The organism is Streptomyces cinereoruber, assembly GCF_009299385.1.
Classification (GTDB): domain Bacteria; phylum Actinomycetota; class Actinomycetes; order Streptomycetales; family Streptomycetaceae; genus Streptomyces; species Streptomyces bikiniensis.
The window spans coordinates 858,693-879,860 of record NZ_CP023693.1 but is presented as its reverse complement, the minus strand read 5'-3'; the positions used below and the strand labels follow the sequence as shown (position 1 = coordinate 879,860).

The window sequence follows — 21,168 nt, the reverse complement described above, 5'->3', positions numbered from 1 at the left end:
AGACCCGCCGGACCGACCCGCGCCCGGCGGCCGGGCGGAACTGAGGCCCGGAAACGGGTGATGGCCCCCTCCCCGGTGGGAGGGGGCCATCACCCTTTTCCGTCAGTCCCGTACGGCGGCCGGCTCCCGGCGGCTGTCGGACCAGGCCGACCACAGCTCGGCGTAGTGCCCGCCCGCCGCGACCAGTTCGTCGTGGGTACCGGTCTCGACCACCCGACCCCCGTCGAGGACGACGATCCGGTCCGCCGTGGCGGCCTGCGGCAGCCGGTGGGCCACCATCAGGCCCGTACGGCCCTCCAGGGCGCGCAGCGCGGCGGTCTCCAGGACGCGGGCGCCGGCGCTGCCCGCGTCGGCGGTCGCCTCGTCGAGGAGGGCGACCGGCGCGTCCGTGAGGACGAGCCGGGCCAGCGCCAGGTGCTGGGCCTGGGTCACCGTGAGCCGGTGGCCGCCCTCGCCCACGACCGTCGCAAGTCCCTCGGGGAGCGCGTCGGCCCACTCCAGGGCGCCGACGTGGTCCAGGGCCGCGCGCAGCTCCTCGTCCGTGGCCTCCGGGCGGGCCAGGCGCAGGTCCTCGGCGAGGGTGCCCGAGAAGACGTGGACCTCCTGGCTGATCAGGGTGACGGCCCGGCGCACCCCGGCGGGGCCCAGCTCGCGGGTGTCCACGCCGCCCAGGGAGATCGTGCCGGACGCCGGCTCGTGGACGCCCGCGATCAGTTTGGCGAGCGTGGTCTTGCCCGCGCCGCTGGCGCCGACCAGGGCGACGCGCTCGCCGCACCGCACGTCGAGGTCCACCTCGTGGAGCACCGGGTGGCCGTCCACGTAGGCGTGGCCGAGGCCGGTCACCTTGACCGAGCCGTCCACGGGCGCGGCGGGCCGGCCCTCGGGCTCCCGCTCGGCCGGCAGGCTCGACACGCCGACGAGGCGGGCCAGGCTCGCCCCGGCGGACTGGGCGTCGTCGATGAGGAAGAGCGCGGCGTTGATCGGGTTGAACAGGCCGTGGAAGTAGAGCGCCGCCGCCGTGGCCGTGCCGATGCTCACCGAACCGGCGTCGACCAGGAGGAAGCCGGTGACGAGGATCGAGGCCATGCCCAGGAACTCGGCGGCGTTCAGACGCGAGAAGAAGCCGGAGACCAGGCGCATGCCGCTCGCCGCCAGGTCGACGGCCGCCCCCGACCGCTTCTCCAGCAGGTCGGCGTGGCGGTCGGTCAGCCGGAACGCCCGTACGGTGCGGACGCCGCCGACGCTGTCGAGCAGCTGGTGCTGGAGGGCGCCGGTCGCCACCCGGTGCTCGGCGTAGATCCGCGCCGCGCGCGGGATGTACCAGCGCACGGTCAGGACGTGCACCGGGACGGCGACGAGGACGGCGAGCAGGAACCGCCAGTCGAGGACGGCGAGCCCCACCAGGGTCAGGACGATGGTCAGGAAGGCGTTCGCGAACTCGGGCAGCGCCTGCCGGACCGCCCGCGCGATCAGCGTCACGTCGCCCGTCACCCGGGCCGTCAGATCGCCCGAGCCGGCCTTCTCGACCCGTTCGAGCGGCAGCCGCAGCGCCCGGGCGATGAACCGCTCCCGCAGGTCCGCGAGGACCGTCTCGCCGAGCCGGGCCACCAGCGACTTGCCGACGGCGGTCGCCACGCCCCGGGCCACGGCCACCGCGAGGAGCAGCACCATCGGCACGGTCAGCGCGGCCGTGCCGCCGCGGTCCACGACCAGGTCCACGATCCTGCCCAGCAGCGGGGCGGTCAGCAGTCCGATGCCGGTGCCGGCGACCAGGACGGCCAGCGAGGTCACGGCGAGCAGCCGGTGCCGGCGCAGCAGCCCGCGCACGACGGCGAGGGTCCGCGCGCCGGTCGCGGTGGGCAGGAGCGCGCGCTCGGGCGTGTCGGTCGCGGGCGCGCCGTCGGTCGTGCCGGTCGCGGTGGGCAGGGGCGCGTGCTCGGGCGTACCGGGTCCGCTCATCGTCCGTCCTTCGTCCTCGTCCTTCGCGCCGGCGCCCGGGGCGGTCGCGTCGCGGCCGGCCGTCACGCCAGCACCGCCGAGCGGTACGTCTCGTGGGAGGCGGCGAGTTCCGGGTGGCTGCCTTCGGCGACCACCGTCCCCCCGTCGAGCACCACCACGACGTCGGTCCCGGCGAGCAGGGCCGGGCTGGTGGTGACCAGGAGGGTGGTGCGGCCCCGGCGCAGCTCCCGCAGCCGGACGGCGATGCGGGCCTCGGTGACCGTGTCGACGGCCGTGGTCGGGTCGTGGACGACCAGGACCGGGGGGTCGGCGGCCAGGGCGCGGGCGAGCGCGACCCGCTGGCGCTGGCCGCCGGAGAGCGAGCGGCCCCGCTCGGCGAGGACGGTGTGCACGCCGTCGGGCAGGGCCTCGGCGACGTCGTCCGCCGCCGCGGCGGCGAGCGCGGGGGCGACGTCCGCCGCGTCGTCGTCCGCCCCGGCCCGTACGTTGGCGAGGAGGCTGTCCTCGAACAGGTCGGCGTCGTGGTGGGCGACCAGGACCGCCCGGCGGGCCTCGCCGGGATCGAGGTCGGCCAGCGGGACGCCGTCGAGCTCCACGGTCCCGGCGTCGGGCTCCCGTTCGCGGCCCAGGCAGAGCAGCAGGTCGTTCGCGGCGGCCGGGTCGCGGGAGACCACGCCGACGACGCTGCCGGGCGCGACGTCGAGGTCGAGGCCGCGCAGCGCGCCGTGGGTCAGGCCCCGCAGCCGCAGCCGCCCGGCGACGGGGGAGGGGAGCGGGGTCGTACCGGCGGCGACGGCCGGGGGAGAGGCGAGCACCTCGGCGATCCGGTCGGCCGAGGCGCGGGCCTGGGCGAACTCGCCGTTGACGTAGGTGAGGAGCTGGAAGGGGCCCAGGAGGTACTGGGCGAGGCCGACGGCCGCCACCAGGTCGCCCACGCTGATCGTGCCGCGCATCGCCAGATGGGCGCCGACCAGGCCGATCACCGCGATGAAGACGCCCGTCAGGGCGAGGATGGCCCCGTCGTGCCAGGCCCGGCTGTTCGCCGCCCGCAGCGCCGAGGCGAGCGAGCTGCGGCTCGTCTCCCGGTACCGGGCGACCGCCGCGCCCTCGGCGCCGATGCCCTTCAGGACGCGCAGCCCCGCCACCAGGTCGGCGGCGACTCCGGACGCGTGGGCGGCGTGCTCCTGCTCGGCCTCGCTGCGCCGCTCCAGCGGCCGGCTGATGAGGTGCCCGATCCACAGCAGGGGCGGCACGCCGAGGAGGACGAGCAGCCCGAGCGGGACGGAGGTGCGGAGCAGGGCCACCGCGCTGACGGCGAGTCCGGTGAGCGCGGACAGCGCGTACGGCAGGGCGGAGGCGACCGAGCCGACCCGGCGGGCGTCGCCGGTCGCGACGGCGGTCAGCGCGCCCGGGAGCCGCCCGGTGTCGGCGCCGCCCCTGGGGTCGAGGACCCGGGCGGCGAGGTCCTGCCGGATCCGGTGCGCGGCGCTCTCGCCCGCCCCCTCGGCGAACCGGGCGGAGATCCGGTAGCAGGTGGAGAGGACGAGGAAGAGCCCGGCGAGGACGAGCAGCCAGCGCAGCAGCGCTCCGGCGGACCCGGTGCCCACCGCCTCGTCGATGGTCAGGCCGATGACGACCGGCACGAGAGCCTCGCACGCCTGGTGGGCCATGGCGAGGAGCGACGCCCCGCCGACCCGGCGGCGCTGGTCGCCGAGCGCTCTCCGGAGGACGTGGCCCCCCGTTGGTCCTCCAGCGGGCATGCGGAGCCTCCACGAAGAGAGAGGATGGTTAGGTAAGGCTACCTTAATGAGGGGTGCTGCCAAGGGGACCGAACAGGACACCGCAGCGTACCGGGGGTGCGTGCGCGACCGGCGGCCCGGAGGGCGCGTTGACCTGCCGGGGCGATCCGGTTAGGCTCGCCTAAGTCGACCTGTTCGGCACGTCAAGTCACGTGCGGCGCAACCGCCTTGGGCCCCACGGCCGGACGGGGGCGCGAACCGCCGTCAGGGGGAGTGGCCGTTGTCCGTCGAAATCCAGACGGCGTCCGGAGGAAGGACCGGCGGCCCCGACGGGCCCGCCGCCCCGCCCCCCGCGCGCCCGGCCACCGTCGCCCTGCGCGGCCTGGGGCTCCTCGTGACGCTCGGAGCGCTGCTCCTCGTCTCCCTGCTCAGCGTCTGGGTGGGCACCCGGGGCATCCCCTTCGCCTCCACCTGGGAACTGCTGTGGCACCCCGACGGCTCCGAGGCCTCCGTCATCGTCCACGACTACCGCGTCCCCCGCACCCTCCTCGGCCTCCTCGTCGGGGTGGCGCTCGGCCTGTCGGGCGCGCTCATGCAGGCCCTGACGCGCAATCCGCTCGCCGACCCCGGACTGCTCGGCGTCAACCTGGGCGCCTCCGCCGGCGTCGTCGTGGCCATCGCCTTCCTGGGCGTGGCCTCGCCCCTCGGCTACGTCTGGTTCGCCCTCGCCGGGGCCGCCGCCGCCTCGGTCGGCGTCTACCTGCTCGGCTCCTCCGGCCGGAAGCTCGCCACACCCGACCGGCTCGTCGTCGCCGGAGCGGCCGTCACCGCCGTCCTGTACGCCTTCAACTGGGGCGTGCTGCTCTTCGACCCGGAGGCCTTCGACCAGTTCCGCTTCTGGACGGTCGGCTCCCTCGCCGGCCGCTACCAGGACATCGTGCTCCTGGTCCTGCCGTTCGTCGTCACCGGCCTGGTCGTCGCGCTCCTCCTCGCCCCCTCCCTCAACGCCCTCGCCATGGGCGACCAGGTGGGGCGCGCCCTCGGCGTGAACGTCGGCCGCACCCGGATCCTCGCCGCCCTCGCCGTGATGCTGCTGTGCGGAGCCGCCACCGCCGCCGCCGGACCGATCGGCTTCGTCGGCCTGGCCGTCCCGCACATCGCCCGCTTCGTCGTCGGCCCCGACCAGCGCTGGGTCCTCACGTACTCGATGCTCCTCGCGCCCGTCCTGCTCATCGGGTCGGACGTCCTCGGCCGCGTCCTCGGCGCCCCCGGCGAGGTGCAGGTCGGCATCGTCACCGCCTTCATCGGCGCCCCCCTGTTCATCGCGCTCTGCCGCCGACGGAAGCTGGTCATGCTGTGAGCGTCCCCGTACGGGAGCCGAAGGCCCCCGCGCCCCGCGCCGTCGGCGGCCGGGTCGTCCGGCTCGGCCGCGGCGCCGTCTCCCTGCGCGTGCGGGGCCGCACCGTCGCCGTCACCGCCCTGCTGCTCGCCGCCCTGGTGCTCGTCGTCGGCACCACCCTCACCACCGGGGACTTCCCGCTCACCGTCGGCGAGGTCCTCCGCGCCCTCACCGGCAACGACTCCGGGGCCGCCGACTTCGTCGTCAACACCCTCCGCCTGCCCCGCGTCCTGACCGCCGTGTTCGTCGGCGCCGCCCTCGCCGTGAGCGGGGCGATCCTGCAGAGCCTCACCCGCAACTCCCTGGGCAGCCCCGACATCATCGGCTTCACCAACGGCTCCGCCGTCGGCGCCCTCGTCGTCATCGTCCTCCTGCACGGCAGCATGACCCAGATCGCCCTCGGCGCCCTGGCCGGCGGCCTCGCCACCGCCCTCGCCGTCCACCTCCTGATGATCGGGCGCGGACTCCAGGGCTTCCGCCTCGTCGTCATCGGCGTCGGCGTCAGCGCCCTGCTCCTCGCCGTCAACTCGTACCTGATCACCAGGGCCACCTTCCAGGAGGCCCTGGAGGCCCAGTCGTGGCTGATCGGCAGCCTCGGCAACCGGACGTGGACGCACGCCAACGCGATCGGCCTCGCCCTCGCCGTCCTGCTGCCCCCCGCCCTCCTCCTCTCCCGCCGCCTCGCCGTGGTGGAGATGGGCGACCTCACCGCCACCGCCCTCGGCGTGAACGTCCACCGCACCCGTACGGCCCTCCTCGTCATCGGCGTCGCCCTCGCCGCGTTCGCCACCGCCGTGACCGGCCCCATCTGGTTCGTCGCCCTGGCCGCCCCCCAGGTGGTCCGCCGGCTCACCGGATCGCCCGCGCCCGCCCTGCTCTCCTCCGCCCTCATGGGCGCCGTCCTGCTCGCCCTGAGCGACCTCGTCGTCCAGCGGGCCTTCGCGCCCGCGCTCCTCCCCGTCGGCACGGCGACCGGCGCCCTCGGCGGGATCTACCTCATCTGGCTGCTGATCACCGAGTCGCGAAAGAGCCGCGCATGACCGTGAAGAACCCCTCCGGCCCCCGGCTGCGCGCCGAGGACCTCACCCTCTCCTACGACCGGCGGACGGTGGCCACCTCCCTCAGCGTCGACATCCCCGACCACTCCTTCACGGTGATCGTCGGCCCCAACGCCTGCGGCAAGTCCACCCTCCTCTCGGCCCTCGCCCGGATGCTCACGCCCAAGGCCGGACAGGTCTACCTCGACGGCGCGGCCATCTCCTCGTACCGCTCCCGTGAGGTCGCCCGCCGCCTCGGCCTGCTCCCGCAGTCCTCCAGCGCGCCCGGCGGCATCACCGTCGGCGACCTCGTCGCCCGCGGCCGCTACCCGCACCAGCGGCTCCTGAAGCAGTGGTCCGCCGAGGACGAGGCGGCCGTCACCGAGGCCATGCGCCAGACCGGCGTCCTCGACCTCGCCGACCGGCCCGTCGACGACCTCAGCGGCGGCCAGCGCCAGCGCGTCTGGCTCTCCATGGTCCTGGCACAGCAGACCTCCGTCCTGCTCCTCGACGAGCCCACCACCTTCCTCGACATCGCCCACCAGGTCGAGGTGCTCGACCTGTGCGCCGAACTCCACGCCCGCAGGGGCCACACCGTCGTGGCCGTCCTGCACGACCTCAACCAGGCCTGCCGCTACGCCACCCACCTCATCGTGATGCGCCCCGGCGGTGTCGTCGCCGCCCAGGGCGACCCGGCCGGCGTCATGACCGCCGAACTGGTCGAGGACGTCTTCGGACTGCCCTGCCGGATCATCGACGACCCGGAGACCGGCACCCCGCTCATGGTGCCCGCAGCGCCCAGGCGGTACGAAGCGGAGGGCACCGACGGCACGGTGCTCACCAAGACGCCCTGAGACAGGACGCTCCGGGACGACACCCCCTGCGGCACCGAGGCACGACCGAGGCACGACCCCCCTAGGGACGGGACCCGCCCATGATGCTGTGCACCCGACTCACCAACGCGCGCTTCCTCACCATGGACCCCGACCATCCGGTCGCCCACGACCTGGGCGTCTGGCACGGCCGGATCGTCGGCCTGGACGAGGCCGTGAGCGGTCTGCCCGCGCGCGAGGTAGTCGACCTCCAGGGCGCCACCGTGCTCCCCGGCTTCATCGACAGCCACGTGCACCTGGCGTGGACGGGCCTCAAGGCGATCGCGCCGAGCCTCGCCGGCGTCGAACGGATCGAGGACGCCCTCGCCGTCGTCGCGGACGCGGCCGCCCGCAGGAACGCGCCCGGCGCGTGGATCCACGTCGGCGACTACGACCAGCGCGCCCTCGGCCGGCACCTGACCGCCGCCGACCTCGACCGGGTCGCCGCCGGGCACCGGATCTTCCTCATGCACACCTCCGGCCACGCCTGCGTCGTCAACAGCGCCGTCCTCGACCTGCTCCCCGCCGACGTCCCCCACGACGACGGCCTCCTCGTGGAGGGCGCGATGGGCGCCGTGCGCCGGCTCCGGCTCCCGTACGCGCAGGAGGAGTTGGCCGACGCCGTCGAGCACGCCGGGCGCGCCTGCCTCGCCGAGGGCGTCACCGCCTGCGCCGAGGCCGGCATCGGCGGCGGCCTGCTCGGCCACAGCCCCGCCGAGCTGGGCGCCTACCAACTCCTGCGCGACCGGGGGCGGCTGCCCCTGCGCGTCCAGCTCATGCCGGGCGCCGACACCCTCAAGCCGCTCGGCGCCCACGAGCGGGACGGCATCCCCCGCGGCCTCGACCTCGGCCTGCGCACCGGCTTCGGCGACGACTGGCTGTCCGTCGGCGCCCTCAAGATCTACACCGACGGCGGCATGATGGCCCGCACGGCCGCGCTCACCGAGCCGTACGAGGGCACGGACGGCACCGGGCAGCTCCAGGCCGACCCCGAACACCTCGCCTCCCTGATCGTGGACGGGCACCTCGCCGGCTGGCAGCTCGCCGTCCACGCCATCGGGGACCGCGCCGCCGACCTCGCCCTGGACGCCCTGGAACGGGCCCAGGAGCTGCGGCCCCGCCCCGACGCCCGCCACCGCATCGAGCACGCCGGCCTGATCCGGCCCGACCAGCTCCCGCGCTTCGCCCGGCTCGGCCTCAGCGCCGTCGTCCAGCCCAACTTCCTGCGGTACTTCGGCGACGACTACGCCACGGTCATGGGCCCGCGCCGGGCGCCCTGGATGTACCGGGGGCGCGGCTTCCTCGACCACGGCGTCCCGCTCGTCGGCAGCTCCGACCGGCCCGTCACCGACGGATCGCCGCTGCGGGCGATCCAGTTCATGGTCGAGCGCACCTCCCTCTCCGGCCGCCCGATCGGCCCGGGCGAGGCGATCACCGTCGGCGAGGCCCTGCACGCCTATACGGTCGCCGGCGCGTACGCCTGCCGGTGGGACGACAGCGCGGGCAGCCTGACCCCGGGCAAGCGCGCGGACCTCGTCGTCCTCGGCGACGACCCGCACGCGGTCGACACCTCCCGGATCGGGGACATCGAGGTCGTGGCGACCTTCGTGGACGGACGCGAGGCGACGGAGGGGAAGGAACTGTGATCACGGCCCCCGCGTGACGCCTCCCCGCCGGGTCCTCCGACGCGCCGACGCCACCGAAGCGATCGGCGGAACTCGCCTTGCTTCAACGGGACTTCACCGGAAAAGCAGCGGGTCGCGGGAGAGTCGACCGGGCCGGTGAGGAGCCGTGCGGTCAAAAATCCGCACGCGCGACGACCGACCCGGCGGTGCCGCTGACGACGCCCGACGGCCGCCTCCCGGACCGTTCCGTCCGAGTCGTGGCGCCCGACGCCCCGCAACGCATCCACAGCAGGCCTCTTCGCGAGAGCGGCTGTACAGCGGACCAAGGAGATTTCCCGTGCCCCTTTCTCTGTTCACCCGCAAGGCCGGAGCGGCCCTGGCCGTGGCGGCCGCGCTCACGTTCACGGCTGCCGGACCGGTGCACGGCACGTCGGCCCGGACCGCCGACCAGGTGATGCGGGACGGGCTCGACGCGGCGGTCGCCGCCGGATACCCGGGTGCCACGGCCCTGCTCCGCGAGGACGGAGCGCGCCGGTACCTGACGGCCGGCGTCGGCGACCGGGCCACCCGGACGCCGACCGACCCGAAGGCGCAGGTCCGCATCGGGAGCAACACCAAGCCGTTCATCGGCGCCGTCACCATGATGCTGGCCGATCAGGGCGCGCTGTCGCTCGACGACACCGTGGACCGGTGGCTGCCGGGCGTGGTGACCGGCAACGGCAACGACGGCAGGAAGATCACGGTCCGCCAGCTGCTGAACCACACCTCGGGCGTGCCCGAGTACCTCGACAAGGTCACCGTCGACGCGTACGAGAACCCGAACAAGCCCTTCCCGCCCGCACAGCTGGTGCGACAGGCCATGCAGCGGGCCCCGCTGTTCGCGCCGGGCACGAGCGTCAAGTACAGCAACACCAACTTCATCCTGCTCGGGATGATCATCAAGTCGGTGACGGGCAACGAACCAGCCGTCGAGGTGCGGACCCGCCTCATCGACCGGCTCGGCCTCACCGGCACGAGCTACCCGGCCTCGGACCCGAAGCTGTACGGCAACCACGTCCGGGGGTACGCCGTTCCCCTCTACTACTGGGGCGAGCGCCCCTACGTCGACGTCACCACCCTGAACGTCCAGTTCTCCGGCGCGGCGGGCGCGATGGTGTCGACCCTGGACGACCTGGCGACCCTCCACGAAGCGCTGCTCGACGGCACCCTGCTCTCCCCGGCGACGCTGGAGCAGCTCAAGACCCTCGTCGCCTACCCCGGCCGGTCCAACCTGTCCTTCGGGCTCGCCCACGAGGTGATGAACGGCCCGGGCGACTGCGGCAAGGTCTGGACGAAGGGCGGCGCCATCTACGGGTACTACACCGCCGTCCTCACCCGTGAGGACGGTGCCCAGGCCGCCGTCGCCACCAACCAGTACAACATGGCCGGCCCCGCGGGGGCCGGAGTCCAGAACCTGACCGACGCCGCCGTCGACGCCCTCTGCGCCCTCTGAGGGCCTTCGGGGACACCGGTACGTCACGACGAAGGGCGGGCCCGGGACGCCGGTTGCGGCCCCGGGCCCGCCCTCCGGTCGCGCTCAGGGGTCCAGCGCCTTCGCCAGCGCCCCCACCAGCCCGTCGATCTGCCCGTCCGTCACCGTCAGGGCGGGAGCGAGCCGTACGGTGGCCGGGCCCGCCGCGTTGACCAGGAAGCCGGCGTCCTGGGCCGCCCGCTGGACCTGCGCGGCCCGCGGCTCGGTGAGGACGACGCCCAGGAGGAGGCCGGCGCCGCGTACTTCGGCGACGCGGGGGTGCTCCAGCCCTTCGACGCCCCGGCGCAGCCGCTCGCCCGCCCGTACGGCACGGGCGAGCAGGCCCTCGGCCTCGACGGTCCGCAGGACGGCGAGCCCGGCCGCGCAGGCGATCGGGTTGCCGCCGAACGTGGAGCCGTGCTGACCGGGCCGCAGGAGCCCGGCCGCCGACCCGAAGGCCACCGTCGCGCCGATCGGGAGCCCGCCGCCCAGACCCTTCGCGAGGGCGACCACGTCGGGGTCCACGTCCCAGTCCGCCTGGTGCGCGAACCAGTGGCCGGTCCGGCCGATGCCGGTCTGCACCTCGTCCAGGACGAGCAGCGTGCCGGTCGCCCGGGTGATCTCCCGCGCGGCCCGCAGATACCCCTCGGGCGCGGGCACGACCCCGCCCTCGCCCTGGACCGGTTCGAGGACGACCGCCGCCGTCTCCTCCGTGACGGCCGCGCGCAGCGCCTCGACGTCCCCGAACGGGACGTGCGTCACCCCGTCGGGCAGCGGCAGGAACGGCTCGCGCTTCGCCGGCTGGCCGGTCAGCGCGAGCGCCCCCATGGTGCGCCCGTGGAACCCGCCCTCGGCGGCGACCACGTGCGGCCGGCCCGTCCGGCGGGCGATCTTGAAGGCCGCCTCCAGCGCCTCCGCGCCCGAGTTCGCGAAGAAGACCCCGCCCCGCCGGCCGAAGAGCCGGAGCAGCTCCTCGGCCAGGGCGACGGGCGGCTCGGCGACGAACAGGTTCGACACGTGGCCGAGCCGTTCGGCCTGCTCCCGGACGGCCGCGACGACGGCCGGGTGGGCGTGGCCCAGGGTGTTGACCGCGATCCCGCCGGTGAAGTCGGTGTACGTACGGCCCGACTCGTCCTCCACGGTGCTGCCCTCGCCCCGGACCAGGGCCAGCGGGGGAGTGCCGTACGTGTCCATCATGACCGCGCGCCAGCGGTCCGTGAGGGTCCTCGTGCTGTCGGCGGCGGTCACGCGTCGTCCTCCTCGGACGGGGAAGCGGGTACGGGGGCGGAGGGGGTCTCGGGGTCCGGGACCACGGTCGTGCCCGGCCCGTCGGTGGCGAAGACGCCGCCGAGGAGCGCGTGCGGCACCCGCCCGTCGACGACCCGGGCCGCGCGCACGCCCCCGCGGACCGCCCGCAGGCAGCCCTCCATCTTCGGGAGCATGCCGCTCGCCAGGTCCGGGAGCAGCGCGTCCAGTTCACCGGCCGTCAGCCGGGCGACGACCTCGGTGCTGCGCGGCCAGTCCGCGTACAGGCCCTCGACGTCGGTCAGGACCACGAGCCGGTCCGCGCCCAGCGCCACGGCGAGCGCGGAGGCCGCGAGGTCGGCGTTGACGTTGTAGACCTCCCCGTCCTCGCCCCGCGCGACGGGCGAGACGACGGGGATGCGGCCCGCCTCCAGGAGGGCGCGCACGGCGGCGGTCTCCACGCCCACGACCTCGCCGACGAGACCGATGTCCACGGACCGGCCGTCCACCCACGCGGGGCGCCGCACGGCGGTCATGGTGTGCGCGTCCTCGCCCGACAGGCCCACGGCGAAGGGCCCGTGGGCGTTGAGGGCGCCGACCAGCTCCCGCTGCACCTGCCCGGTCAGCACCATGCGGACCACGTCCATGGTCTCGGGCGTGGTCACCCGCAGGCCCGCCTCGAAGCGGACCTCCAGGTCGAGCCGGTCGAGCATGGCGCTGATCTGCGGCCCGCCGCCGTGCACGACGACCGGCCGCAGGCCCGCGTGCCACAGCTCCACGACGTCCTGCGCGAAGGTCCGGTGCAGCGCCGGGTCCACCATGGCGTTGCCGCCGAACTTGACGACGACCGTCCGGCCCCGCAGCTCCTCGGCCCAGGGCAGGTCGGCGGCGGCGGTGACCGTGTCGGCGGCCGCGGTGGCCTTGTTGGCCGGGGTCTCGCCCGGCCGCGCGTGGGGAAGCGTCCCCGTCCGTGTCGTCCCGGGCCCGCTCATGAGCTGTACGCGCTGTTCTCGTGGACGTACTCGGCCGTCAGGTCGTTGGTCCAGAGGACCGCCGACGCGTCGCCGGAGCGCAGGTCGGCGGTGATCGTGATCCGCCGGTCCGACAGGTCGACCTCGTCCCGGGACTCGCCCGCCGCGCCGTCCCGGCACACCCACACGCCGTTGATCGCCACGTCGAGCCGGTCCGGGTCGAAGACGGCCGCCGTGGTGCCGATGGCGGAGAGCACCCGGCCCCAGTTGGGGTCCTCGCCGTGCAGGGCGCACTTGAGGAGGTTGTTGCGGGCGATGGAGCGGCCCACCTCGACGGCGTCCTCCTCGGAGGCCGCGCCGACGACGCGCACCTCGATCTCCTTGGAGGCGCCCTCGGCGTCCGCCACCAGCTGCCCGGCCAGGTCCCGGCAGACCGCGTGCACGGCCTCGGCGAAGGCCTCCGGGGCGGGGGTGAGGCCGGAGGCGCCGGAGGCGAGGAGCAGGACGGTGTCGTTGGTGGACATGCAGCCGTCCGAGTCCACCCGGTCGAAGGTGACGCGGGTGGCGTCCCGCAGGGTCTCGTCCAGACGCCCGGCGTCCACGTCGGCGTCGGTGGTGAGGACGACCAGCATGGTGGCGAGGCCGGGGGCGAGCATGCCGGCGCCCTTGGCCATGCCGCCGACCGTCCAGCCGTCCCGGGTCACCACGGCGGTCTTGTGGACCGAGTCCGTCGTCCTGATCGCGACGGCCGCGTCCTCACCGCCGTCCGGCGACAGGAGCTCCCCGGCGGCGGCGACGCCCGCGAGGACGCGGTCCATCGGCAGCCGTACGCCGATCAGGCCGGTGGAGCAGACCGCGACCTCGTGCGGGTCCACGCCCACCGCGTCCGCCGTCCGCTCGGCCGTCAGGCGCGTGTCGACGGCGCCGGCCTGTCCCGTACAGGCGTTGGCGCCGCCGGAGTTGAGGGCGACGGCCGATATCCGGCCGTCGGCCAGGACGCGCCGGGACCAGCGGACGGGCGCGGCCTGGACGCGGTTGGAGGTGAAGACGCCGGCGGCGGCGCGCGACGGCCCCCGGTTCACCACCAGGGCCAGATCGCGGTCACCGGACTCCTTGATGCCCGCGGCGATGCCGCAGGCGAGGAACCCCTGTGCAGCGGTCACACTCACGGAGTGACTCCATTCATGGGCAGGCCCAGCCGTTCCGGCAGGCCGAGGGCGACGTTCATGCTCTGCACCGCGCCACCCGCGGTGCCCTTCGTCAGGTTGTCCACGGCGCTCACGCAGACCAGCCGGCCGGCGTCCGGGTCCACGGCGATCTGTACCTGGACCGTGTTGGAGCCGAGGACGGCGGCGGTCGAGGGCCACTGTCCGGGCGGCAGCAGCCGGACGAACGGCTCGTCGGCGTAGGCGGATGCGTATGCCTCGCGCACCGCGTCCGGGCCCGCCGCCAGCGCCTCGGGGCGGAGCCGCGCCGAGCAGGTGGCGAGGATGCCCCGGGGCATGGGGGCGAGCGTCGGGGTGAAGGAGACGGTGACCCGTTCACCGGCCACCAGGGAGAGGTTCTGGACGAGTTCGGGGGTGTGCCGGTGGCCGCCGCCGACCCCGTACGGGCTCATGGAGCCCATCACCTCGGCGCCGAGCAGGTGCGATTCGAGGGCCCGTCCGGCGCCCGACGTCCCGCTGGCCGCGACGACCACGACCTCCGGCTCCACGAGCCGGGCCGCGTGCGCGGGGAACAGCGCGAGCGTGACCGCCGTGGGGTAGCAGCCGGGCACGGCGATCCGCGTGGAGCCCTTCAACTCCTCGCGCGCGCCCGGGAGTTCCGGGAGGCCGTACGGCCAGGTCCCGGCGTGCTCGGAGCCGTAGAAGCGCTCCCAGGCGGCCGGGTCGCGCAGACGGAAGTCCGCCCCGCAGTCCACGATCAGCGTCTCGGAGCCCAACTCCCGCGCGTACGCGGCGGACTGCCCGTGCGGCAGGGCCAGGAAGACCACGTCGTGGCCGCGCAGGGCGGCCGCCGAGGTCTTGCCGAGGACCCGGTCCGCCAGCTCCGCCAGCTGCGGTTGTACGGAGCCGAGCGTCCGGCCCGCGCTGCTGTGCGCGGTCACCGCGCCGATCTCCACGCCGGGATGCGACAGCAGCAGGCGGAGTGTCTCCCCGCCCGCGTAGCCGCTCGCACCGGCCACCGCGACCCTTACGGTCATGTTCTTCCGTCTCTCTGCCGTACGTGTGGGGGACGCCGCCCCGGGGAGGGGGCCGCGGAGTGCCGTTCCAGGGTGGGGGCGCGGGGTTGCCGGCGCGGGCCCTCGGCCGTGCGTCCCGGCGAACGCCTCGCGGCGTCCCGACGGACGGGGGCCGCGCGCCCGGGGCCCGGCCCCGCGCGCCTCCGGCCCTCGCGGGGCGGGGAGCGCCGCGGGCCGAACGCCGTTCGCGGCCCGGTTCGCGTCCCCGCCCGTCCGCCGTTCGCGTCCTCGGCCGTGTCCTCGGCCGTGGAATCGTTCGCGTCCTTCGGGAAGAACGCGAAAAGCGGATGTGCCCGCACCCCCTCACCCTTCGATCGGGACTTAGCTGAGCCTAACCTAAGTTGAGCTTTCGTGGGGTGCGCCGGCCCGGTCCGCCGATGGGCCGGTCCTGTCGAGCGCCCCGGACGGGCCCGGCGTAGGGTCCGCATATGGGAGAGCCCGCGGGCGCGGACGCCGAGGACGTCTTCGGCGCGGGACGGTTGGACGCCGTCCTCGCCGACGTGATGCGCGACACCGGCGCCTCGGTCGGCCTGGTGTATCTCCGGGTCCCGGGGGAGGACATGCTGCGCCTGGCGCTGGTGTCGGGCGTCTCCCAGGAGATCGCGGCCCCCTGGGTCCGCATCCCGGCCGACGCGCCGATCCCGGTGGTCGACGCCATGCGCGACCGCGCGCTCGTGTGGCTGGGCGGCGGGCAGCAGGAGATCGCCCGCCGCTACCCGCGCCTGGGGATCGTGCTGCCGTACGACTTCCTCCTCGCCGCCGCCCCGATCGCCGACGACGTCGCCGTACGGGGCGGGATCGTCCTGCTCTGGCCGGTCTGGCACCCGCCCCACCTCGACGAGCACGAACGCGCGGCGCTCGACGCCTGCAGCCGCCGGGCGGCCCGCCTGCTGCGCCGGGCGGCGGAGCGGGAGCCGGCCTCCTACCCCGCCGAACCGCGCGTCGTGCACCCGGCCCGGCCCCCGGAGGCCGACCCCGTCCTGGCCCGGTCCGCCCTCCGCTTCGCCGAGCGGCTGCCCGTCGGGTGCTGTTCCCTGGACCTCGACGGGCGCCTCACCTTCCTCAACACCGCCGCCGCCGAGCTGCTCCAGGCGGGCGCGGCGGCGCTGCTCGGCAAGCGCCCGTGGGAGGTGCTGCTCTGGCTGAACGACCCCGTCTTCGAGGACCGCTACCGCGCGGCGGTCGTCACCCGCCGGCCGACGTCGTTCACCGTCGTGCGGCAGCCGGCGACCCGGCTGCTGTTCGAGCTGTACCCGGACGCCACCGGCATCAGCGTCCACGTCACCCGGCTGGCGGGGCCCTCCGTGACGGACGAGGGGGAGGGGGCCGGCAGGGAGCCCGGCGCGGGCGCGGCGGCCCCGCCCGGCACCCGGGCCGCACCGCACCGGACCCCGGATCCGCCCGAGCCCCCGGAGGAGACCGCCGGGGGACAGGCCCCGCCCTCCCGTCCCACCGAACCCGTGGGCGCCGGGGCCGTGTACCACCTCATGCACATGGCGGCGACCCTGGCGGAGGCGGCCGGCGTCCACGACGTCGTGGAGCTCGTCGCCGACCAGATCGTGCCCGCCTTCGGGCCGCAGGGCCTCGTCCTGATGAGCGCGGACGAGGGACGGCTGCGGATCATCGGACACCGCGGCTACAGCCAGGAGTTCGTGGACCGGTACGACGGCACGCCCCTGACGGCCGAGGTCGCCGACGCCCAGGTCCTCGCCACCGGCGTCCCCCTCTTCTTCACCAGCCCCGAGGACCTGTACCGCGCCCACCCCCACGCCCCGCGCTACGAGAGCCGCTCCGCCTGGGCGTTCCTGCCGCTGATCGCCTCCGGCCGCCCGGTGGGCTCCCTGATCCTCTCGTACGCCCGGCCGCGCCCCTTCCCGGCGGCCGAGCGGGCCATGCTCACCTCCCTGGCGGGCCTGATCGCCCAGGCCCTCGCCCGGGCCCGGCTCTACGACGCCAAGCACTCCCTCGCGCACAGCCTCCAGACCAGCCTGCTCCCGCACGGCCTGGTCCCGCTCCCGGGCGTCGAGGTCGCCGCCCGCTATCTGCCGGCGGGTCACGGCATGGACGTCGGCGGCGACTTCTACGACCTCATCCGCGCCGCGCCCGACACCGTCATCGCCGTCATCGGCGACGTCCAGGGGCACGACCCGAACGCCGCCGCCCTCATGGGGCAGGCGCGCACCGCCGTCCACGCGCACGCGACGGCCGGCGCGTCCCCCGGCGACATCCTGGCCCGCACCAACCGGCTCCTGAACGACCTGGACCCGGACCGCTTCACCAGCTGCCTGATCGTCGGACTCGACCTGGCCCGCCACCGCCTCCGGCTCGCCACGGCGGGCCATCCGCCGCCGCTCCTGCGCGCGCCCGACGGCCGGACCCGCCTCCTGGAGGCCCCGCCGGGCCTCCTCCTCGGGATCGCCCCGGACGTCGAGTACGCCACCACGGAGGTGCCCTGGGAGGCCGGTTCGGTCCTCGCCCTCTACACCGACGGCCTCGTCGAGGCGCCCGGCGTCGACATCGGCACGGCCACGGCGGAGCTGTCCGGCCGCCTCGCGCGGTCCCGGCCGAGGGACCTGGACGCGCTCGCGGACGACCTGATCCGGCACGTGAAGGACCCCGCGCACCGCACCGACGACGTCGCCCTCCTGCTCGTCCGCCGCGAGATCTGACCCCCGTCCCCCTCCCCGGCAGGGCCCCTCTCTTGCCGTACCTATCGAATATCGATAGCTTGTTATCGGTTTTCGATCGAAGGGGATGTCATGGGAAAGCTGACGGTGCTCGCGCTGCGCGCCGTGCTCGCGGGACTGCTCGCGGGTTCGGTCTTCGTGGAGGCGGTGATGGTGCCGCTCCTGGCCGCCGACCTGAACGGGCTGAGGCCGGAGTACGCGTACCTCCGCACACCGGTGCTCGTGCTCCTGGTCCTGGGCGCGCTGACGGCACAGACCGTCCTGGTCTGCGTGTGGCGGCTCGTGACGATGGTGCGGCGCGGCACGGTGTTCTCGCACGCGGCCTTCCGGTACGTGGACGTCGTCACCGGCGCCTTCGCCGCGGGCGCCGCCCTGGTCTTCGCGTTCGCCGTGCTCCTCGCGCCCGGCGAGGCCGCCGCCCCGGGCGTCGTGCTCCTGATCTGCGGGGCGAGCCTGGCGGTCCTGGGCGTGGCCCTGATCGTGCTCGTGCTGCGGATGCTGCTCGCCCAGGCCGTCGAGCGCGAGGCCGAGGCGAAGCGGATGCGGGCCGAGCTCGCCGAGGTGATCTGATGCCGATCGTCGTGGACGTCGACGTGATGCTGGCCCGGCGCAAGATGTCCGTGGGCGAACTCGCGGAACGCGTGGGCATCACCCCGGCCAACCTCGCCGTGCTCAAGAACGGGCGCGCCAAGGCGGTCCGCTTCGCCACCCTCGCCGCCCTCTGCGAGGTCCTCGACTGCCAGCCGGGCGACCTGCTCCGCTGGGAGCCGGAGACCGGGCAGCAGGAGACCCGGACGGAGGCGGGCACGGCCGGGGACACCGTGGCGGCGGTCGGGGAGAACGCCTGACGGAGGGCCGGCCCACCGAATCCGGAGCCGTACGCGAGAAGGGACGGGCGGCGGTCGCGAGTACCGCCCCGGACCGGGGCCCGGCCGGCCGAGCCCCGGGCCCGCGCGGCCGGTTCCGTCAGGTGCCCGGCGCGACGGGCGGCGGGGGAGGAGGCGGCGGAGGGTACGCCGGCGGGGGCGGGATCCGCGGCCCGGCGGGAGCCGCGACGGGCGGCGGCGGAGGCGGCCCCGAGGGGATGCCCCCGGGCCGCCGCTGCCGCACCGGCGGCGACGAGGGGGCCGGGGGCGGCGGTGACGGCGGGGGCGGGGACGGCGGTTCCGACGCCGGCAGGAGAGGACCGCCCGCGCGCAGCCGGGCGACGGTCAGTTCGCGCCGGCGGCGCGTGTGAGGGGCCTCGTCGCGCTCGAAGACGAGCCGGACGCCGTAGAAACCGTTGGGCTCGACCGCGAGCAGGCGGTAGCCGAGCGCATGGGCGATCTCCTCGATCCGCTGCCGCCCGGCCGCCGTGACGCGGTGGGGCCGCAGCTCGACGCGGCTCCGTCCGTCGAAACTCGCGCGCACCGCGTCGTCGTCCATCCGGGCCCGCCCCCAAGAGATCGTCGGTCGTCCGTCCACCCGCCCCCGATCGTCGCACGTGCCGGCCCGGGCGGCGCGGTGCCGCGAGGAGGGTTGTTATCGTCTGCCGGATGGACAAGAGGATTCCGCGCGGGAGTTGGTTCGAAGACGACGCCTTCCGCGAGTTGGTGCGGCAGACCGTTCCCCTGCGACCGGGCGGGTGGAGCCTTCCGGAGTTCGAGGACGCCGTCTCGGCCCTCGGCTGGGAACTCGACGAGCCCGACGAGTTCGCGGGCCAGGTCCGGCGCCGGTTCGTCTTCCGGAAGGGCCCCTGGGGCGGCTACGGCAGCGTGGACTCCGACCCCGAGGAGCCCGAGCGGATCCTCAAACTGCGCGTCCCCGTCGTGGACATGCCTCCCGAGGACGTCCGCACCGCCGCCGATATGGTCCGCGCCGCCTGGTGGGTCATGGAGGAGGAGCTGGGCCCGCCGACCCTCTGGGGAGGGGGCGTCGGGCCGTGGATGCTGTGGCGGCGCCCCGGAAGCAGCCTCGTCGTGCACGCGGACTCCGAGGGCCAGGTGGACTTCGAGCTCGTGAACACCGACGCCGACCCCGACGCCGCCGGGCGGACCGACTCCCGCGGCTCCTGGCGCGCCGCCGACCCGGAGCACCTGCCCCCCGCCGCGCCGGCCGACCCCGCCGCCGACTGGGACGCGATGGAGAAGCGTCTGTACCGGGCGTTGCGCGCCCTCGCTCACGACACCCCGTTCCTCCCCGGCATGTTCATCCTGCACCTGGGGTCTGCCCAAGACCCCCAGCGGTTCGTCCAGTGCTGGAACGAAGGCCTGGAACTCGTGATCGAGGCCACCGGCTACCTGCACCACCCGGAGCTGGCCGACCCCGCCCGCCTGGCGGAGAGCGGCTGGCAGTCGCCCCACTCGCTCTGGCAGCGCCGCTTCCCCGACGCCATGGGGGAGGCGAGCTGCGCGAAGACGGCCGCCCACATGCTCGTCGGGGAACTCGGGAACCTGGGCGTCGACCCGGCCGATCTCGTCCACAGCGGGACCGTGTCCGGCCGCGGACACAACTTCCACCTCGACCTGCCCGGCCTGGGCGCCCGCCGCGACCCCCGGGCCTGACCGGCCCTAAGCGCTCCGGACGCGCTCCGCGGGATCGAGCGGCGTCCGGAGCGCGCTCCGGCCCTCCGCCCAGGCCGCCAGCACCCGGTCCCCGAGCCGGTCCTCCAGGAGGACGGTCGCCGCGACGCCGAGGGCGACGTCGGACGCGAGGTCCGGCTCGTCCTCCAGGAGGCCGCCCACGGCTTCCCGGCGCACCAGCTGCTCGTGGACGGCGTCGGCCTCCACGTGCTCGTCGTAGTACCGCTCCGCCGCCGGACCCGCGCCCGTCCGCCGCATCGCCGCGACGAGCCGGGCGGCGGCCGGCGGCGAGGTCACCTCGACCACGGCGAAGTGCCCCACCAGCGCGCCGCGCAGCCGCCGGTGCAGGGCGAGGAAGGTCGACAGGTTCACGGCCGCCAGCGTCTCGGCCCCCACCGCGTCCACGTACCGCCCGTACTCCGGGTCGAGCCCCAGGTCGACCATGAGGTCGGCGTAGAGCCGCTCGTGCATCCGGTCGGCCCGTCCGCAGCCGAACTCGTCGTACTCGATCGCCACCATCGCCGCCTTGGCGCGGCCGCGCAGCCGGGGGATCACCCAGAGGTACGGGTCGGCCTCCCGGAGCTGCGACACGGAGCGGAGCGCCGCGTACTCCCGCACCTGCCACCGCTCGCCCCGCGAGGCGAGGAACGCGGAGACGCCGGTGGCCTCGGCGGGCTCCACCAGGAGGGCGCCCAGCTCCTCGTCCACGTCCCCCCGGTGCCGGCAGTCGTGCCGCAGCGCGCTCTCGAAGCGGTGCTCCAGGAGGGCGCGGGTCCTCAGCAGGTGCGGATCCCATTCGAGGGTCTCGGGAACCCCGTCGTACCCCCGGTAGTGCAGGGCGTAGCAGAGGTGCAGGGCCAGTTGGAGGTCCTCGCCGTACGGGTCGCAGCGCGCGATCTCCGGGCCGTCCGGCAGCGTCCCGGGGTCGCCGAGCAGCCGCTGCCGGACCGCCCGCGACACCTCGCCGCGGGCCTCGGGGACCCCGGGCGCGCCGGAGGTCGTACGGACGGTCTGCGGGGCGACGGTCATGGGGTCGGGTCCTCCGGGGAGTCGGCCGCCGGGCGGGGGCGCCGCTGCCGGTGGCGGTGGCTGGTGTCGCAGAACGGGGCCCGCTTGCTCCGCCGGCACGTGCACAGGGCGACCATCGGCCGCTCGCAGTGCCGTACCGACCCGTCGGGCATGACGACGTCCACCGGCCCCTCGACGAGCATCGGCCCGTCGTCCAGGGGGCGGACCAGGGTCGGCGCGCCCCGCGCGGGGCCTTCCGCCCGCGCCGGGGGCACGGCCCCGGGCCGTACGTCCGGGGAAGGGGACATCACAC

Annotated in this window: 18 protein-coding genes; 9 read left to right on the top strand and 9 right to left on the bottom strand. The window is 75.3% G+C overall.

From position 1 onward, the window contains the following. Positions 1-102: 102 nt before the first annotated feature. Positions 103-1,959 carry an ABC transporter ATP-binding protein gene (locus tag CP977_RS03950; protein WP_079131455.1) on the bottom strand — a complete coding sequence of 619 codons (1,857 nt, stop codon included), beginning with the start codon at positions 1,957-1,959 and terminating at the stop codon, positions 103-105. Between the two features lie 62 nt (positions 1,960-2,021). After that, positions 2,022-3,719, bottom strand: a complete 1,698-nt coding sequence (locus tag CP977_RS03945; RefSeq protein ID WP_167308993.1) for an ABC transporter ATP-binding protein — start codon at positions 3,717-3,719, stop codon at positions 2,022-2,024. A 259-nt stretch (positions 3,720-3,978) separates the two neighbouring features. On the opposite strand from CP977_RS03945, the gene CP977_RS03940 reads away from it, so the two are divergent. From CP977_RS03940 to CP977_RS03920, 5 genes are all read left to right on the top strand, one after another. Beyond that, positions 3,979-5,058 carry a FecCD family ABC transporter permease gene (locus CP977_RS03940; protein ID WP_208421381.1) on the top strand — a complete coding sequence of 360 codons (1,080 nt, stop codon included), beginning with the start codon at positions 3,979-3,981 and terminating at the stop codon, positions 5,056-5,058. Next, complete coding sequence (locus CP977_RS03935) at positions 5,055-6,137, top strand: FecCD family ABC transporter permease (protein WP_152369620.1); 1,083 nt, start codon at positions 5,055-5,057, stop codon at positions 6,135-6,137. Before CP977_RS03940 ends, CP977_RS03935 begins: the two co-directional genes overlap by 4 nt. Beyond that, complete coding sequence (locus CP977_RS03930; RefSeq protein WP_062757537.1) at positions 6,134-6,988, top strand: ABC transporter ATP-binding protein; 855 nt, start codon at positions 6,134-6,136, stop codon at positions 6,986-6,988. Before CP977_RS03935 ends, CP977_RS03930 begins: the two co-directional genes overlap by 4 nt. 83 nt (positions 6,989-7,071) lie before the next feature. Continuing rightward, a complete protein-coding gene (locus CP977_RS03925) occupies positions 7,072-8,652 on the top strand; it encodes an amidohydrolase (protein WP_062759184.1) in 1,581 nt (526 codons plus the stop codon). Between the two features lie 316 nt (positions 8,653-8,968). Next, the gene (locus CP977_RS03920; protein ID WP_152369619.1) at positions 8,969-10,123 is read left to right on the top strand and encodes a serine hydrolase domain-containing protein; all 1,155 of its coding nucleotides are present in this window, start codon (positions 8,969-8,971) and stop codon (positions 10,121-10,123) included. 84 nt (positions 10,124-10,207) lie between these two features. Here CP977_RS03920 and CP977_RS03915 read toward each other — a convergent pair whose 3' ends face one another. The 4 genes from CP977_RS03915 to argC are packed head-to-tail and all read right to left on the bottom strand — an operon-like array spanning position 10,208 to position 14,560. Continuing rightward, positions 10,208-11,338, bottom strand: a complete 1,131-nt coding sequence (locus CP977_RS03915; protein WP_208421460.1) for an acetylornithine transaminase — start codon at positions 11,336-11,338, stop codon at positions 10,208-10,210. 47 nt (positions 11,339-11,385) lie between these two features. Next, a complete protein-coding gene (gene argB / locus CP977_RS03910; protein WP_079131381.1) occupies positions 11,386-12,378 on the bottom strand; it encodes an acetylglutamate kinase in 993 nt (330 codons plus the stop codon). Then, positions 12,375-13,526, bottom strand: a complete 1,152-nt coding sequence (gene argJ / locus CP977_RS03905; protein ID WP_152369617.1) for a bifunctional glutamate N-acetyltransferase/amino-acid acetyltransferase ArgJ — start codon at positions 13,524-13,526, stop codon at positions 12,375-12,377. Before argJ ends, argB begins: the two co-directional genes overlap by 4 nt. Further along, positions 13,523-14,560 carry an N-acetyl-gamma-glutamyl-phosphate reductase gene (gene argC, locus CP977_RS03900; RefSeq protein WP_062757527.1) on the bottom strand — a complete coding sequence of 346 codons (1,038 nt, stop codon included), beginning with the start codon at positions 14,558-14,560 and terminating at the stop codon, positions 13,523-13,525. The genes argJ and argC overlap by 4 nt, the downstream gene beginning before the upstream one ends. 467 nt (positions 14,561-15,027) lie before the next feature. Here argC and CP977_RS03895 point away from each other — a divergent pair, with 467 nt between their 5' ends. The 3 genes from CP977_RS03895 (at position 15,028) to CP977_RS03885 (ending at position 18,134) form a co-directional block, all read left to right on the top strand. Next, positions 15,028-17,268 carry a PP2C family protein-serine/threonine phosphatase gene (locus tag CP977_RS03895; RefSeq protein WP_152369616.1) on the top strand — a complete coding sequence of 747 codons (2,241 nt, stop codon included), beginning with the start codon at positions 15,028-15,030 and terminating at the stop codon, positions 17,266-17,268. Positions 17,269-17,358: 90 nt separating this feature from the next. Beyond that, complete coding sequence (locus CP977_RS03890; protein ID WP_030213580.1) at positions 17,359-17,856, top strand: DUF2975 domain-containing protein; 498 nt, start codon at positions 17,359-17,361, stop codon at positions 17,854-17,856. After that, positions 17,856-18,134 carry a helix-turn-helix domain-containing protein gene (locus CP977_RS03885; RefSeq protein ID WP_229991547.1) on the top strand — a complete coding sequence of 93 codons (279 nt, stop codon included), beginning with the start codon at positions 17,856-17,858 and terminating at the stop codon, positions 18,132-18,134. The genes CP977_RS03890 and CP977_RS03885 overlap by 1 nt, the downstream gene beginning before the upstream one ends. A 118-nt stretch (positions 18,135-18,252) precedes the next feature. Here the strand turns inward: CP977_RS03885 and CP977_RS03880 are convergent, their stop codons facing one another. After that, entirely contained in the window at positions 18,253-18,711 is a 459-nt protein-coding gene (locus CP977_RS03880) for a hypothetical protein (protein ID WP_062757517.1), read from the bottom strand. A gap of 110 nt (positions 18,712-18,821) precedes the next feature. Here CP977_RS03880 and CP977_RS03875 point away from each other — a divergent pair, with 110 nt between their 5' ends. After that, positions 18,822-19,829, top strand: a complete 1,008-nt coding sequence (locus CP977_RS03875; protein ID WP_152369615.1) for a TY-Chap domain-containing protein — start codon at positions 18,822-18,824, stop codon at positions 19,827-19,829. A gap of 6 nt (positions 19,830-19,835) precedes the next feature. Here the strand turns inward: CP977_RS03875 and CP977_RS03870 are convergent, their stop codons facing one another. Continuing rightward, positions 19,836-20,876, bottom strand: a complete 1,041-nt coding sequence (locus CP977_RS03870; RefSeq protein ID WP_062757510.1) for an iron-containing redox enzyme family protein — start codon at positions 20,874-20,876, stop codon at positions 19,836-19,838. Further along, entirely contained in the window at positions 20,873-21,163 is a 291-nt protein-coding gene (locus CP977_RS03865; RefSeq protein WP_152369614.1) for a CDGSH iron-sulfur domain-containing protein, read from the bottom strand. Before CP977_RS03865 ends, CP977_RS03870 begins: the two co-directional genes overlap by 4 nt. Positions 21,164-21,168 lie beyond the last annotated feature (5 nt).

What these genes read in the sequence shown, in the direction of transcription:
- CP977_RS03865 (WP_152369614.1), bottom strand. Translation starts at nt 21,163, where the DNA reads ATGTCCCCTTCCCCGGACGTACGGCCCGGGGCCGTGCCCCCGGCGCGG.
- CP977_RS03895 (WP_152369616.1), top strand. Translation starts at nt 15,028, where the DNA reads ATGGGAGAGCCCGCGGGCGCGGACGCCGAGGACGTCTTCGGCGCGGGA.
- CP977_RS03890 (WP_030213580.1), top strand. Translation starts at nt 17,359, where the DNA reads ATGGGAAAGCTGACGGTGCTCGCGCTGCGCGCCGTGCTCGCGGGACTG.
- CP977_RS03930 (WP_062757537.1), top strand. Translation starts at nt 6,134, where the DNA reads ATGACCGTGAAGAACCCCTCCGGCCCCCGGCTGCGCGCCGAGGACCTC.
- CP977_RS03885 (WP_229991547.1), top strand. Translation starts at nt 17,856, where the DNA reads ATGCCGATCGTCGTGGACGTCGACGTGATGCTGGCCCGGCGCAAGATG.
- CP977_RS03870 (WP_062757510.1), bottom strand. Translation starts at nt 20,876, where the DNA reads ATGACCGTCGCCCCGCAGACCGTCCGTACGACCTCCGGCGCGCCCGGG.
- CP977_RS03875 (WP_152369615.1), top strand. Translation starts at nt 18,822, where the DNA reads ATGGACAAGAGGATTCCGCGCGGGAGTTGGTTCGAAGACGACGCCTTC.
- CP977_RS03915 (WP_208421460.1), bottom strand. Translation starts at nt 11,338, where the DNA reads ATGATGGACACGTACGGCACTCCCCCGCTGGCCCTGGTCCGGGGCGAG.
- argC (WP_062757527.1), bottom strand. Translation starts at nt 14,560, where the DNA reads ATGACCGTAAGGGTCGCGGTGGCCGGTGCGAGCGGCTACGCGGGCGGG.
- CP977_RS03945 (WP_167308993.1), bottom strand. Translation starts at nt 3,719, where the DNA reads ATGCCCGCTGGAGGACCAACGGGGGGCCACGTCCTCCGGAGAGCGCTC.
- CP977_RS03925 (WP_062759184.1), top strand. Translation starts at nt 7,072, where the DNA reads ATGCTGTGCACCCGACTCACCAACGCGCGCTTCCTCACCATGGACCCC.
- argB (WP_079131381.1), bottom strand. Translation starts at nt 12,378, where the DNA reads ATGAGCGGGCCCGGGACGACACGGACGGGGACGCTTCCCCACGCGCGG.
- CP977_RS03880 (WP_062757517.1), bottom strand. Translation starts at nt 18,711, where the DNA reads ATGGACGACGACGCGGTGCGCGCGAGTTTCGACGGACGGAGCCGCGTC.
- CP977_RS03950 (WP_079131455.1), bottom strand. Translation starts at nt 1,959, where the DNA reads ATGAGCGGACCCGGTACGCCCGAGCACGCGCCCCTGCCCACCGCGACC.